General features: G+C 65.2%; 12 protein-coding genes. 4 read left to right on the top strand and 8 right to left on the bottom strand.

The window, feature by feature from the left end:
• Positions 1-38: 38 nt before the first annotated feature.
• The 8 genes from RFM98_RS16855 to RFM98_RS16820 all read right to left on the bottom strand — a co-directional run bounded on the left by RFM98_RS16855 (position 39) and on the right by RFM98_RS16820 (position 8,272).
• Positions 39-1,034 carry a Rieske 2Fe-2S domain-containing protein gene (locus tag RFM98_RS16855; RefSeq protein ID WP_320309926.1) on the bottom strand — a complete coding sequence of 332 codons (996 nt, stop codon included), beginning with the start codon at positions 1,032-1,034 and terminating at the stop codon, positions 39-41.
• Positions 1,031-2,176: a GNAT family N-acetyltransferase gene (locus tag RFM98_RS16850; RefSeq protein ID WP_320309925.1), complete on the bottom strand. Its 1,146-nt coding sequence runs from the start codon at positions 2,174-2,176 to the stop codon at positions 1,031-1,033. The genes RFM98_RS16855 and RFM98_RS16850 overlap by 4 nt, the downstream gene beginning before the upstream one ends.
• The gene (locus tag RFM98_RS16845; RefSeq protein ID WP_320309924.1) at positions 2,173-3,429 is read right to left on the bottom strand and encodes a F390 synthetase-related protein; all 1,257 of its coding nucleotides are present in this window, start codon (positions 3,427-3,429) and stop codon (positions 2,173-2,175) included. The genes RFM98_RS16850 and RFM98_RS16845 overlap by 4 nt, the downstream gene beginning before the upstream one ends.
• Positions 3,426-4,250 carry an MBL fold metallo-hydrolase gene (locus RFM98_RS16840; RefSeq protein WP_320309923.1) on the bottom strand — a complete coding sequence of 275 codons (825 nt, stop codon included), beginning with the start codon at positions 4,248-4,250 and terminating at the stop codon, positions 3,426-3,428. The genes RFM98_RS16845 and RFM98_RS16840 overlap by 4 nt, the downstream gene beginning before the upstream one ends.
• Positions 4,247-5,230, bottom strand: a complete 984-nt coding sequence (locus tag RFM98_RS16835; protein ID WP_320309922.1) for an NAD-dependent epimerase/dehydratase family protein — start codon at positions 5,228-5,230, stop codon at positions 4,247-4,249. The genes RFM98_RS16840 and RFM98_RS16835 overlap by 4 nt, the downstream gene beginning before the upstream one ends.
• Positions 5,231-5,233: 3 nt before the next feature.
• Positions 5,234-6,223, bottom strand: a complete 990-nt coding sequence (locus tag RFM98_RS16830) for a 3-oxoacyl-ACP synthase III family protein (RefSeq protein ID WP_320309921.1) — start codon at positions 6,221-6,223, stop codon at positions 5,234-5,236.
• Between the two features lie 93 nt (positions 6,224-6,316).
• Complete coding sequence (locus RFM98_RS16825; protein ID WP_320309920.1) at positions 6,317-6,766, bottom strand: DNA polymerase III subunit chi; 450 nt, start codon at positions 6,764-6,766, stop codon at positions 6,317-6,319.
• Between the two features lie 3 nt (positions 6,767-6,769).
• Positions 6,770-8,272: a leucyl aminopeptidase gene (locus RFM98_RS16820; protein ID WP_320309919.1), complete on the bottom strand. Its 1,503-nt coding sequence runs from the start codon at positions 8,270-8,272 to the stop codon at positions 6,770-6,772.
• A gap of 377 nt (positions 8,273-8,649) precedes the next feature.
• Here RFM98_RS16820 and lptF point away from each other — a divergent pair, with 377 nt between their 5' ends.
• From lptF to RFM98_RS16800, 4 genes are all read left to right on the top strand, one after another.
• Positions 8,650-9,846: an LPS export ABC transporter permease LptF gene (lptF, locus tag RFM98_RS16815; protein WP_320213810.1), complete on the top strand. Its 1,197-nt coding sequence runs from the start codon at positions 8,650-8,652 to the stop codon at positions 9,844-9,846.
• Positions 9,847-9,848: 2 nt separating this feature from the next.
• Positions 9,849-10,931: an LPS export ABC transporter permease LptG gene (lptG, locus tag RFM98_RS16810; RefSeq protein ID WP_320309918.1), complete on the top strand. Its 1,083-nt coding sequence runs from the start codon at positions 9,849-9,851 to the stop codon at positions 10,929-10,931.
• Positions 10,931-13,345 carry an LPS-assembly protein LptD gene (locus RFM98_RS16805; RefSeq protein ID WP_320309917.1) on the top strand — a complete coding sequence of 805 codons (2,415 nt, stop codon included), beginning with the start codon at positions 10,931-10,933 and terminating at the stop codon, positions 13,343-13,345. The genes lptG and RFM98_RS16805 overlap by 1 nt, the downstream gene beginning before the upstream one ends.
• 226 nt (positions 13,346-13,571) lie before the next feature.
• On the top strand, positions 13,572-14,495 hold the full coding sequence (locus tag RFM98_RS16800) for a peptidylprolyl isomerase (RefSeq protein WP_320309916.1): 924 nt from the start codon (positions 13,572-13,574) through the stop codon (positions 14,493-14,495).
• Positions 14,496-14,507 lie beyond the last annotated feature (12 nt).

Raw genomic sequence — 14,507 nt, 5'->3', positions numbered from 1 at the left:
TCACTGACGCGTTCAAATCAAGGTATGTGAACTATAATTCACAGCTCAATCTCATGCACCCTCGCCTCACCGGCCGCCGCCGGCACCTTCCCGTCCATGATCGCGGCGATGTCGCGGCGCAGGAAATCCAGCGGGCCGATGACCGGCAGGGCCTGCGGCAGCAGCCGAGCGTTGTCGCTTGCCGATTTCAGCACCCGGCGGTCCTGGTGCAGCGCGATGGTGAAGAGCGGCTTGAAGGCCAGCGCCTTCAGCTCCCCGAGCAGGCCCTGGCGCCGGCCGATCAGCCAGCCGACGCCCTCGACGGTGCGCTCGTCGGCCTGGCGCAGATGAAAGGTGGTGGCAAGCACCAGCCCGTCCTTGCCCCAATATTCGAGCTCGGCGATGCCGGGATGGCGGAAGCGGCCGATGGTCCTCGCGCGCTCGCCTTCCAGCAGCCGGCTGATCAGGCCCTGCTGGCGGTCCTCGCCGGTGTAGCTCGCCTCGACCCACCCCTCGCCGCCGGTCACCTCGACCCGCACCAGATGGCGCTTCGCCGTCAGGCCGCGCAGCAGGCCCTTATGGGTGAAATGGGTATGGGTGGCGTCGAGGATGTTCTCGGCGGCATCGATGACCGTCGACTGCGTCGATGAGCGCACCCGCCGCACGATGACGTCCTTGCCCTGCATGCAGTGCAGGTAAGGTTCGCCCCGCGGCACGCCGGAAGAAATAAAGACGACGCCGTCGCGCTCGATCGCGGCGAAGCGGCGAACCCGGTAATGCGGCATGGCGCCGACAAGACCGGGGATCGCGGTGCAGCGGCCTTCGCCGTCATAGCGCCAGCCATGGTAGGGGCATTCGATCTCGCCGCCGACGATCTTGCCGGTCGACAGCTCGACCAGCCGGTGCGGGCAGCGGTCAAAAAGTGCTGCAATGCCTTGCGCCGAACGGAACAGCACCACGGGCTCGCCGTCAAACAGGATGCGCTTCGGCCGCTTGCCGATATCGGCGGACAGCGCCACCGCCTGCCAGTGGTCTTCCCCGCGCCGCTCGCTCACAGTTCGAACCTCCTGAGCAGAGGAATGCCGACCCGCGCCAGCACGGTCTCCATGATGCGGATCACTATCCGCCGACGGCGCGCCAGATGCCCGGCATAGACGGCGTTGTATTCGATCGCGGCGACCGCGCCGCGCCGGCGTTTGAAATCGGCGGCGCCCGCGCTCATGTTGAAGAACAGGCCGCGCGCCGTGGCATAGTCCTGCGCCATCGCCATCGCCATGCGATAAAGCCCGTCGGCGACCGGCAGGCCGGTGTCGTAGCCGACGATCGGCTGGGTCAGCGTGCCGCCGTTTTCGAACAGGCCGGTGACGGCGACCAGCTCGCCGCCCGGCCGGCGCAGTCCTGCCAGGCTGATGATGCCGCGCCGATGCATCTCGGCGATGTAGCGGGCAGTGTAGTGCGGATTGAGCGGCGTGTATTTGTCGAGATAGAGCATGTTGTAGAGCATCTCGGCGCGGGCATAATCGGCCTCGGTGAAATCGCCATTGCCGACCCGCTCGAAAGGCGTCGTGCGCAAGCGGGCGCGATCGCGCTTCATCCCACGCGTCATCGCAGGTGCGACGCTGCGGTCGGCGAAGATGTAGATCTGGCGTGCCGCCAGCATGCGGAACCCCTCGGCCTTCAAGGCCGCAATGGTCGCCGGATCGGCGATATCGTTCAACGAGCGGATGACGATGGCGCGATCGGGGAAGCGCGCGGTCAAGGCCGCGCGCAGCGACGCGGCCGTCGGCCGGTCGAGCAGCGGCACCGGATTGGTCGAATACAGCCAGTTGTTGAGCTGCGCCTGGTGATCGAGGCCGCTTGCCCTGACCAGCGGCGCGCAGGCGCTTATCAGGGCGTTGAGCGCGCGCCGCAGCAGCGGGCGGGCGGCGAAGTTGCGCGTCTCGTCCATCGCATAGTCGATATAGGCGCTGGTCGCGCAGCAGATATAGCAGTTGGGCGCTTCATCCGCGTCGTTCAGCGTCAGCGGAAAAATGCGGCCGGCGACCTCGAACGTCTCGACTTTCGTGTTCAGGTTGGCAATGAGATCGTGCACCGGCATCTCGTTGAAAAGGCTCACAAAAGCCTCGATCTTTGCCGGCTTGTTCTCGACCCGGTCTGCCTGCTGCTCAGGCCTTTCCAACATCGCCGCGCCGCTCATCGCGCCTGCTCCAGGCGGCATTCGACGCGGCGCAGTTTGCGGCCTGTTTCCAGCGGCAGCGGCGCGCGGACGAGCGTGACCGTGGCGACCGCCTTTCGCGCTTCCAGCAACGCTTGCACTGCCTGATGAGCGGCAGACGCCGCATCGTCCGCGAGCGCCGGCGGAAGCCCGAGCTCGATCCTGTGCGGTCCGATCTGGATGAGGCGAAAATCATCGATGCGGCGGTCGGCCTTGAGCACGGCGTTGCGCAGCACATCCGGCGTGACGAGGATCGGGCCGTTCTTGGAGGTGAGCCGGAAGACATCGTCCACGCGGCCGACGATTTCGTCGACGCAGCGCAGCGGCGAGCCGCAGGCGCAAGGCTGTCCGGACAAGCGCAACAGGTCGTTCATCCGGTAGCGCGCCATGATCTGCGTCCGACGGCGAAAAGCCGTCACCAGCGGGGTCACCAGCCCCTCGCCCGCCGGCTCGAATTCGAAGAAGACGGAGTCTTCCGCAAGATGCAGCCCACCCTGCCGGCAGGTCACCGCGAACAGGCCTTCGGTCGCCATGTAGATCTGGCCGAGCGGCAGCCGGAAGAAATCCTCGACGACCGGACGATCGACCGGGTCGAGCGTCTCGGCGGCGGAAAAGACGCGCTTCGGCCGGACCCGAAAGTTTTCGGCCGCGAAATGCCGGAGCATCTTTGGCGGCGCGATGATGACCGTCGGGTCGAAGGCTTCGAGCGTGCCGCGCCAGCTTTCCGGCCCCATGGTCAGATCGAAGAAGGCTAGCTTGATCAGGCGCGATCTGCGGGCGCTGTCGTAAAGCCCGGTATTCTGCGGCAGGATGACGGCGACGCGCATGCCGCGCCACAGAAGATCGGGCGCCGCCTTGGCAAGGATTGCGCCCAGCCAGCGGTATTTCTCGGCTTCCGAAATCACGAACAGGCCGCGATTGCCCGAGGTGCCGGTGCTGGCGCCGACCGTCAGCGCGCCGGCCCGGCTGCCGCGCGCCAGGGCCGCCCAGGCTTCCGTGGCGGTGAGGCCGTGTATGTTGAAATCCTCGAAGCGCCCCATCAACAGCGCCTTGTCGGTCATCGGCAGGTCGGCAAGCCGGGCCGGAGCCTTGCGGTAGAAAGGCGCGCACGGCAGGTCGCGGTCGAGGAAGCGCCGCAGGGCGGCCGCCTGCCAGCGCTCGAAATCGGGCCGGGTCTTGCGCGACACCCAGCGCGTCAGGGCGAAGGAGCCTGCCGCTTCCGCCAGCCCGTTCATGCCGCCTCCGGCGTAAGGTCGTGAGGCGTCGGCGCGGGATCATGGCAGAGCATCACCTCGCCGCCGGAGGCGAGGAAGCGGCGCAGCATGGCGCTGGCCGGCTCGATCGCCGCTGAATCCTCGGCGATCAGTGTAGCCGGGAAGCCTGGCGTGCGGTTCTGGGTCAAAGCGGTGAGCAGCCATTGCACATCGACAGCGTAGAGCAGCGGCCGGTCAAGGCCGGTAAACAGCAGGCCGAACTGGCCATCGGCATGTCCAGGAAGATCGACCGCGATCACGCTGCCGTCGCCGAAGAGATCGACGCCGCCCGGCACGCCTTCGCTCGCCTGAACATGCCGCTTGTCGGAGAGGCCATCGAGCCGAGCTTCGAAGTCGGTCGGAAACAGCTCGGTAAAGATACCATGGCGCAGATTCTGTCCGGCCGTACGCGCCTTGACCCGCGCCCAGGCGCCGTCGCTGGCGATGAAGCGAGCGTTGCGGAACAGCGACAGGCCCGAAATGTGGTCGGCGTGGAAATGGGTCACGATGACGGTGCGGATGTCATCGGGCGACAGGCCGAAACGCTGCAGCACCGGCAGAACCTGTTCGGCAGCGTTGAGCTGAGGTTTGAGCCATGCGCCGTAGAGCCGCAGCATCCGGCCGCGCCGATCGCCGCTCAGAGCTTCCTGCGTATAGCCGGTGTCGATGAGCACCGGCCCTGCAGCCGGGTGAAAGATCAGCCCGAAGCGGACTCGCAGCTTGACACTTTGCCAGCCGCCGCCGCGCAGGATCAGCCGCTCCGCGGCGCTCACCCAGGCGCTGTTGGCGAAGACGAGCCTCATGCCGGCACTCCGCCGACAAAAGTGCGATCAAGCCCTTGTTCGAACGAGATTTTCGGCGCCCAGCCGAGCATCCGCTTCGCCTTGGAAAGATCGAGGCTTTGCGCATAGGCAAAGAGGCCAAGCCCATAGCGCGTCACCGGCGGCTCCGGACGACCGGGCAGCCGGAGCGCCACCTTTTCCATCAGGCCCGCCGCCAGCATCGCCGGCATGAGCGGCATCGGCCGCCAGCGCGCATGCAGGCCCGCGCGGATGCAGGCCTCGTCGGCGACGCGACGGACCGGCAGCACCTCGCCGCCGGAAATGTTGAAGACCTGGCACTCGGCCTCCCTGGGTGCCGCAAGCGCCGCCAACACCGCGTCGACCACATCGTCGACATGGGTGAGGTCGATGGCCGCGCGGCCATCGCGAAACAGCGGCAGCGGCCGGGTTTTTGCCGCCTTGATGAGGCGTGGCAGCAGCGCCCGATCACCGGCGCCATAAATGCCGCGCGGCCGCAGCACCACCGGATGGATGAAGGGCTGGCCGAGCACGATCTTCTCCGCTTCGCGCTTGGTGCGGGCATAGTGATTTACCGGCTCCGGCAAAGCCGCGCCCTCGGTGAGACCGAGTTGATCGCGAAAGGCGAAGCAGACGGACGGGCTGGAGATATGGACGACGCGGCTGACGCCCTGGCGCTTGGCGAAATCGACTAGGTTCCGCGTCGCCGTGACATTGGCCGCCTCGAAATCCGCGAGCCGGCCAAAGGGCGAAGAAAGCGCGGCGCAATGGATGATCCGTTCGACCCTGCCGAGCCTGGGGGCGAACGTGCGGTCGAGCGGCTGCGCAAGATCATGGCGGATGATGCGATGGCCCATGGCTTCGAGCGCGGCGCAGCGGGCTTCATCGCGGCCGAGCCCAAGCGCCAGCGTGCCGGATGCGGCCAGCCGCTCGAGCACATGGGAGCCGAGGAAGCCGCTGGCGCCGGTGACGAGGACGGCCATCCCTCAGACCTCCAGCGCCATGCCGCCGAAGGAGACGCCGGCCGACGTGCCGAGGAAGAGCAGCCTCATGCCCGGCGCCACGCGGCCCTCGCGGCGCGCGACATCCAGCGCGAAAGGCATGGAGGCCGCGATCTGGTTGCCGAAGCGGGCAGAGATGTCGACCAGCTTTTCCGGCGGAAAGCCGGTCTGGCGCGCCATATGGGCCAGCGCTAAGGGGCTTGCCTGATGCGGTATGACGAGATCGACCTCCTCTCGCCGCCAGCCGGCGCGCTCGAGCAGAGCGTCGACGAAGCCGTTGAAGTGGCGCGAGGTGAGCCGGAACAATTCCTTGCCGTCCATGTGGAAAAGGCTGTGCGCGGCGAACGCCTCCTGCTCCTTGCGGAAATCGAAGCGCGTGCCGCCCGAACCGATGCCGCAGGCTTCCCAGCCGGAAGGATAAGTGCGCATCAGGCTCGCCGCCACCCTGCCCTCGCCGGGCTCGGCCCGGCGCAGCACCGCCGCCGCAGCGCCGTCGCCGAAAAGTGCTGCGATCTCCGGCGCGTCCTGCCACGGCAGAGCGCGCGAGGCGACTTCGGACGAAAACACCAGCGCCGTCTCGCATTGCCCCGCCTCGATCATGCGGCCGGCGGTCTCGAAGGCGGTGAGGAAGCCGAGACAGGTGCTGTTGACGTCGAAGGCGGCGGCCGTGCCGTCGGCAATACCAAGGCGCTGCATGACCAGTGGCGCCGTTGCCGGCAACGGCTGATAAGGCACGCCGCAACCGCCGACGATGAGATCGACGGCGCCCGGCTCGAGGCCGGCATCGGCAAGCGCAAGTGTCGCCGCGGCGCAGGCGAGGTCGATCTGCGATTCGGCATTGCAGACATAGCGTTCGACGACGCCGGTCGCGGTTTCGAGCGCGCCCTTGCCGAGGCCCAGCCTTTCCTCCAGCGCATTCGTGGCGACGCATTGGGCCGGCACCGCCCTGCCGGTTCCGACGATCCTGATCCGCATCCTTCCCCCAATGCGTGAACCCGCGTCTGATTAACTCATAGACCGGATCGGGCGTGATGGTAATGATGTCTTTCGAGCGTGAGAGATCGCTCTTCAGGCCTTGCGCTCCCAGCGCCGATCCGGTGCCTGCTGCCAGTAGGTCACGGCGTGGCCGGCTTCCTTCATCACCTTCCAATGGCCGCGGGCGGCTTCGAGCTGTGCTGCGTCATGGCCGTCGAACAGGAAGACGGCGCGCTCGTAGCCGGAAAGCTCGGGCGGCGCCGCACCGTCGACCAGGAAGCGGATCTGCGCGGCGTTCTGGTTGCCCCCACCGGTGGTGAGCAGGATCGGCTGCTCGGCCGGATAGGCCTCACGGTCGATGGCGTGCGCGAGGAAGGAATCGTCGCGGAACGTCCACAGATGCTGGTCGAGCGCGTCGCGGCGCTCTTCGGTGCCCGTCTGCACCACCGCGCGCCAGCCGCGCTCGACGCTGCGCTCGAGCAGGCCGGGCAGCGCCTCCTCGAGCGTCGATTCGGTCAGGTGGTAGAACAGGATGTCGGACAAGCCCTATCCCTCGTAGTGGTCGCGCACGAGTCGATCGAGCAGCCTGACGCCGAAGCCCGAGCCCCAGGACTGGTTGACCTCGCTCGACGGCGCGCCCATCGCGGTGCCGGCGATGTCGAGATGCGCCCAGGGCGTGTCCTTGACGAAACGCTGCAGGAACTGCGCCGCGATGATGGCACCGCCATAGCGGCCGCCGATGTTCTTCATGTCGGCGTTCTTGGAATCGATCAGCTTGTCGTATTCGGGCCCGAGCGGCATGCGCCACAGCCGCTCTTGGCTGGCCTGACCGGCGCCGAAAAGCCGGCCGGCGAGCTCGTCATTGTTGGAGAAAAGACCGGCATAGTGCTGGCCGAGCGCCACCATGATGGCGCCGGTCAGGGTCGCCAGGTTGACCATGAACCTGGGCTTGAATCGGTCGTTGGCGTACCAGAGCACGTCGGCCAGAACGAGACGGCCTTCGGCGTCGGTGTTCAAGACTTCGATGGTCTGGCCCGACATCGAGGTGACGATGTCGCCGGGGCGCTGGGCGTGGCCGTCGACGGCGTTCTCGACCAGGCCGATGACGCCGATCGCGTTGGCCTTCGCCTTGCGTGCGGCCAGCGCATGGATCAGGCCGGTGACCGCGGCCGCGCCGCCCATGTCGCCCTTCATGTCTTCCATGCCGGAGGCCGGCTTCATCGAATTGCCGCCGGTGTCGAAGGTGACGCCCTTGCCGATGAATGCGACGGGCGCATCTTTCGCCTTGCCGCCGTTCCAGCGCATCACCGCCAGGCGCGCGCCGCGCGGCGAGCCTTGCGCCACGCCGAGCAGCGAGCCCATGCCGAGCTTCTTCATTTCCTTTTCGGTGAGGATCTCGACCTCGACGCCGAGCGTTTCCAGCGCCTTGACGCGTTCGGCGAATTCGACGGGGCCCAGCGCATTGGCCGGCTCGTTGACGAGGTCGCGCGCAAGCAGCACGCCGTCGACCACCGCTTCCTCACCGGCAAACGCCTTCTTCGCGGCCGCGTGATCGGCGCAGTGGATGGTCACCCTGGCGGGCTTGCCCGCCTTTCGGTCAGATTGGCCGTCTTCCTTGTCTTTCCTGGTCTTGTATTTGTCGAAGGAGTAGCTGCGCAGCAGGATGCCGGCGGCAAGGCTCGCCGCTTGCCGGCCATCAGGCTGCAGTTCCGGCAGATCGAGAATGACGGCCACCTCGGTCGCCTTGCGCAGCGAAGCGGCAACGGCGCCGCCGAGCTTCAGCCAGGCATTGTCGTCGAGGCTCGAGACCTTGCCGGCGCCGATCGCCACCAACCGGTCGACCGACGTTCCTTCCGGCGCCAGCACCTCGGCCGAGCTTGCTAACTTGCCGGAGAAATCGGCGACCGGAAAGGCACGCGTAAGCGCCCCGGCCGGATCGCAGGCCTTCGCCGCCTCGCCGAGCCCGCCGCCGTCGGCTGCGAATACGAAGACGCTGCCCTTTTTCGGCGCGGCGAATTTGGCAAAAGAAATGGATGGTCTCGACGTCATCAGGTCCTGCTTTCGGGGATGGCCGTAAACTGCCGGCAAAGGTAATTTTCAGCGAGCAAAAGGTTTGGCAAGCGTGCGCGACATTTGGTCGTTTTCACCCATTTGGCAAGACTTTGGCCGAAATCGCAGTCTATATCGGCGCCACCATAGACAAAGGATTCGCCTCGGCACGACCTTAGCTCGCTGCCGCAACCTGCTGTTAACCATCAATGTTTTGCATTTCTTATCCATTGGCGCGGAGACTCCGCCGCGCCGGGGCATGTGGCGTGGGGCGACAAACCGGAGCGAGCCGCCTATGACGCAGTTGTGCGGGCGTCGCCGGATCACTACCTTGTCGGCGGGCATGATGCCGTTCGGCAAAATCGAGAAAAGCCTTCATGAAGGTCGTTGAACGCTACATCATGCGCCGCGCGCTGACGATGTTCCTCGCGGCGCTGGTCTGGACGCTGGCGATCGTGTGGACGACGCAGGTGCTGGCCAAGATCGACCTCGTCACCGACAACGGCCAGTCGGCGCTGACCTTTTTCGAAGTCGCGGCGCTCATCATCCCTTCGATCATCCCGATCGTGGTGCCGTTCGCGCTGGTGGTGGCGGTGGCGCAGACGCTGAGCGCCATGAACACCGATTCGGAGCTGGCCGTGCTCAGCGCCGCCGGCGCTTCGCGCTGGACGATCGCGCGGCCGATCCTGCTGCTCGCCATCGCGGCTTGCGCCTTTTCCTTCATCGTCGACAACGCCATCGACCCCTATGCCAGGCAGAAGAACCGCCAGCTGGTGGCGGCTTCGCGCGCCGATCTTCTGTCGCTGATCATCCAGGAAGGCACGTTCCGCAAGATCGACGAGGGCCTGTTCCTGCAGGTCGGCGAACGGCTGCCGGGCAATCGGCTGGGCGGCATCTTCGTGGCCGATTCGCGCGAGGAAGGGGCCAGCCTCACCTATTACGCCAAGACCGGCAGCATCGTCGAAAAGGGCGACGAGAAGGTGCTGATGATGAATGACGGCGTCATCAACCGCAAATCGGTGACCGGCGACCTCTCCGTCATCCGCTTCACCTCTTATGCCTTCGACATGTCGGCCTTCATGTCGGCGGCGAACGACATCACTCTCTTGCCCAAGGACCGCACGACGCAATATCTGCTCAACCCGGATCCCAACGACAAGATGTTCCAGCGCGAACCGGGCAGCTACCGGGCGGAGCTCAACCAGCGCTTCGCCGAATGGTCCTATTCGCTGGTGTTCGCGCTGATCGCGCTTGCCGTTGCGGGCGATGCGCGCTCGCACCGAGAGGCGCGCGTCAATCCGCTGATCACGGCGATCGCCATAGCGCTTTTCGTGCGATGGCTCGGCTTCTTCGCCGCCGGCAAAGCCGACAGGGTCTGGTACTATGTCTACCTGCTCTACGGCATACCGCTCGTCGCCTCCGCGGTTTCGATCTGGTTCATCGTCTCGTCGCGCAGCATGGAATTGCCGGTCGCCTGGGCCGACTGGCTGACGGGCCTTGCCAGGCGCACCGGCGACAACTGGACGGCATTCAAGCTCTGGCTCGCCCGGCGCGCTTCCGGCCAGGGAGCCTGAGCATGGGCTGGACGCTGGGCCGCTATTTCTTCTTCCGTTACGTCTCGATCACCTTCTGGTTCTTCCTGGGCCTGCTGGCGCTGGTGTTCCTGATCGATTTCACGGAATTGTCCGGCCGCACGACCGGGCTGCCGGGTTTCACCTACGGCACGGCCTTCGCCATCTCGGCGCTCAGGATGCCGATGATCATGCTGCAGACGGTGCCGTTCGTCGGGCTGTTCTCGGCGATGGCGACGCTGGTGTCGCTCAACCGCCGCTATGAGCTGGTCATCGCGCGTTCCGCAGGCGTCTCGGCCTGGCAGTTCCTGTTCCCGTGCTGCGTCGGCGCGCTGATGTTCGGCGTGCTGTCGGTCGCCGTCATCAACCCGATCGCCGCACACGGCTTCTCCTGGTCCGAGCAGATGGAGAACGACCTCAGGGCCGGCAAATCGAACGCCGTCACCACCAACGTCACGCCCTGGCTCAGGCAGAAGACCGAATCCGGCGACACCATCATCGGCGCCCGCGCCATCCTCAATCAGGGCCTGGAGATGGCGGACGCGGTGTTTTTCATCCTCGACCCGCAGGGCAACATCGCCGAGCGCAAGGATGCGGCAAAGGCCTTCCTGCGCGACGGTTACTGGGAATTGCAGGACGTCAAGGTCTTGAAGAACGGCAATATCCAGGCGCTGGCGTCCGACAAGGTGCCGACCAATCTCAAGCCGGAGTTCGTGCAGGAACGGCTGGCGCGCCCGGAAACCATCCCCTTCTACGAACTGCCGCGCAAGATCGAGGTTGCCCGCTCCTTCGGGCTCAAGGCAAATGCCTTCGCCATGCAGTTTGATTCGCTGGTGGCGTTGCCGTTCCTTCTCGTCGCCATGACGCTGATTGCTGCAACGGTTTCAATGCGATTTGCGCGAATGGGGCAGTCGGCAACGATGATTCTGGGTGGCGTCGTGGCCGGCTTTCTGCTTTATGTCGTTTCGGTACTGGTCAAGGCATTCGGTGTCGCCGGATTCGTGCCTACTGTGGTGGCTGCATGGGTTCCGGTTGTCGTGGCTATGTTCTTTGGGGTGACCTTTCTGCTATACAAGGAAGACGGCTAGTGAGGGAGGCGGTTTTGCGCAGCCATAGGCAGGCCGGTTTGGCACGCCTCTATGGGGCGACCGCCTTGGCATGTCTGTTCGCCTGTGCGGTGCCGACGGCACCCGCGCTGGCGCAGACTATCGCCGCCAAGCCCGTCCCTTCCGGCACGCAGATGCTGCTGGCCGCCGATACGCTTGTCTATGACAACGACAAGCACACAGTGACGGCCGTCGGCGGCGTGCAGATCGACTATGGCGGCAACAAGCTCGTTGCCCAGCGCGTGGTGTATAACCGCGACACCAAGCGCCTCGTCGCCAGCGGCGCCGTCGAGCTGATCAACAGTGACGGCACCAAGGTCAATTCCGAGCATATCGACATCACCGACGACTTCGCCGACGGCTTCCTCAACGCGTTGCGCGTCGAGACGGTCGACAAGGCCTATTTCGCCGCCGAGAGCGCCGAGCGCATGGGCGGCGTGCTGACCACCTTCCACAACGGCGTCTACACCGCCTGCGAACCTTGCGAGGACAAGCCGGACAAAGCGCCGACCTGGCGCATCAAGGCCAGGAAAATCATCTGGAACGGCGAGAAGAAGACGGTCCGCTTCGAAAACTCGAACTTCGAATTTTTCGGCTTCCCGCTTGCCTATCTGCCCGCCTTCGAGATCGCCGACCCGACGGTGAAGCGCAAGAGCGGCTTCCTCATCCCCGGCATCGTCTACAACAACCATCTCGGCGTCGGCGTCAAAGTCCCCTATTATTTTGCGCTGTCCCCGACCTATGACCTGACGGTCACCGGCAGCGGCTACACCAAGCAGGGTTTCCTCGGCGAGGCCGAGTGGCGCCAGCGCTTCAACAACGGCCAGTACACGCTGAAGATCGCCGGCATCCAGCAGCAGGATCCCGAGGCGTTCATCGCCTCGGGCAATCGTCCTACCGTCGATTCGGGAGATTTCGGCGATCCGAACAAGTTCCGCGGCATGATGGGCACCAAGGGTCAGTTCGCCATCAACGAGCGCTGGGACTTCGGCTGGGACGTGCTGCTGCAGACCGACAAGGACTTCTCGCGCACCTACAACATCGAAGGCTACAACGATCTCGTCCACCAGTCGTCGATCTACCTGACGGGCTTGAGCGACCGCAATTACTTCGACGTCCGCGCCATGCGCTTCGAGGTGCAGGAGGAAACGCTCTCCAGCGATCCGACGGCGCGCTCCGCAAAGCAGCCCTGGGTGCTGCCGTCCCTCGACTACGCCTATATCCCGGATACGTCGGTGGCCGGCGGCCAGTTGTCGCTCAACGTCAACGCGCGCGTGATCAGCCGCAACCGGCTGGATGCGGTTCTCGCCAATACCAGCGACCCGAATTCTATCAACAACGTGCGCGGCATCGAAGGCGAGTCGAGCCGGCTTACCGCCGAAGCCGAATGGAAGCGCACCTTCACCACCGATGGCGGCCTGCAGTTGACGCCGTTGCTCGCCTTCCGCGGCGATGCCGGCTATGTCAACGCCAATTCCGCTTCGATCGCGGCGGTCAACCAGATGGGGACGAATCTCGGCGAAGACGTCGACATGCGCTCCTCGCTTGCCCGCTACATGGCCACCCTCGGGCTCGAGGCGCGTTGGCCGCTGTTGTTCTCGATGCCGAACTCCAGCCATGTCCTGGAGCCGACCGCGCAGGTCTTCGTGCGTCCGAACGAGCAATATGTCGGCGGATTGGCCGTCCCCAACGAGGACGCGCAGAGCTTCGTCTTCGACGCCACCACGTTGTTCGAGCGCGACAAGTTCTCGGGCTATGACCGTATCGAAGGCGGCACGCGCGCCAATGTCGGCTTCCGGTATTCGGGAGCTTATGACAATGGCTGGGCCACGAATGCCATCTTCGGCCAATCCTATCAACTCGCGGGCGAGAACTCCTTCGCCGCACCCGATCTCGTCAATGTCGGGGCCGAATCCGGCCTGGACAAGCAGAGCTCGGATTATGTCGGCCTTGTCGGCTTCAACAGCCCGAGCGGCTTCTCCGGGTCGGTGAGCGGGCGTTTCGACGAGCAGACTTTCGAGGTCAGGCGCGCCGAAGTTAAGGCCGCCTATTCCGGTCTGCCGATATCGCTCAGCGCCAAATATGCCTTCATCGAGGCGCAGCCGCTCTATGGCTTCGCCACGGACCGCCACGAGGTCACGCTCGGCGCCTCGACGCATCTGGCGCAGAACTGGCGGCTGTTCGGCACCGGAACCTACGACCTCGAGACGAATGTGCTGGTCAGGGATGGTGTCGGCTTCGCCTACAACGATTCCTGCTTCACCTACATCATGACGTATTCGCAGACGCGCGATTCCATTACCAAGGAAGTGTCGCAGAACATCGGCTTCAACCTGTCGTTCCGCACGCTCGGCGATTTCGGCTCGTCAACAAGCGCGGTCGATACCATCCAGTGACCAAGGACGGGCGCACGGGCTTCGGGCCCGTGCGTTGTTTCGGGCGCGCCGATGATGCTTTGATCTTGATTTGCAACGCGATCCTTCGAAAATGGACCTTGATTCTCAGGGTCATGCGCTGGCGACATCGTTTCGCCGCATAGGACGGGCATGGGGTCGACTGCATCGCGCAGGCGTTCTGGGGACGCGCGGCGCCGTCGTGGCGGGGAAAAATTGGGAAGGTAAGATGAGGAAATACCTGTTTTCGGCAGGATTTGCGCTTCTGGTGGCGGCGACATCGTTTTCGGTCACGGCTGTTGTGCAGCCTGCTTTCGCCGCGCAGATCAAGTATGTCGTCAACAACATACCGATCACCACCGGCGACATCGCGCACCGCGCCGCCTTCTTCAAGCTGCAGCATAAGAAGGGCGATGCCGGGCAAGAGATGATCGACCAGACGCTGCGGCTGGCCGAGGCCAAGCGGCTCGGCATCCGCATAACCGATCAGCAGGTCGACGCTGCCTACCAGCGCTTCGCCTCGAGCAACAAAATGCCGCTGGCGAAACTCGACGCGATCATGAACCAGTCGGGCGTCACCAAGGAACACTTCAAGGAATTCATCCGCGCCCAGATGGCCTGGAACCAGGCGCTCAGCGCGCGCTACCGCTCCGGCGAAGGCGGCTCGGTGACCGAGCAGGATGCGGTCCGTCGCATGCTCGACAAGGGCGGATCCAAGCCGACCGCCATGGAATATATGCTGCAGCAGGTGATCTTCGTGGTGCCGGCCTCGGAGCGCGCCGCCACGCTCGCCAAACGCAAGCGCGAAGCCGACGCCATGCGCGCCCGGTTCAGCGGCTGCGCCACCACGCGCGACTTCGCCAAGGGCCTGCTCGACGTCACCGTGCGCGACCTCGGCCGCGTGCTGGCGCCGCAATTGCCGTCCGACTGGGCCGATCAGATCAAGGCGACCAAGGTCGGCGCCGCGACGCCGACGCGCGAGACCGAGCGCGGCGTCGAATTCATCGGCATCTGCTCCTCGCGCGAGGTTTCCGACGACAAGGCCGCGCAGATGGTGTTCCAGGCCGAGGGCAGCGGCGACAAGGACGCCGACGAACTCAGCAAGAAGTATGTCGCCGAGTTGCGCCAGAAGGCCAAGATCGTCGAGCGCTAGAGCCGGATGATT

Origin of the sequence: Mesorhizobium australafricanum (assembly GCF_033977265.1) — a bacterium.
Taxonomy (GTDB): Bacteria; Pseudomonadota; Alphaproteobacteria; order Rhizobiales; family Rhizobiaceae; genus Mesorhizobium; species Mesorhizobium australafricanum.
This window is presented reverse-complemented; position numbering and strand designations above follow the sequence as displayed.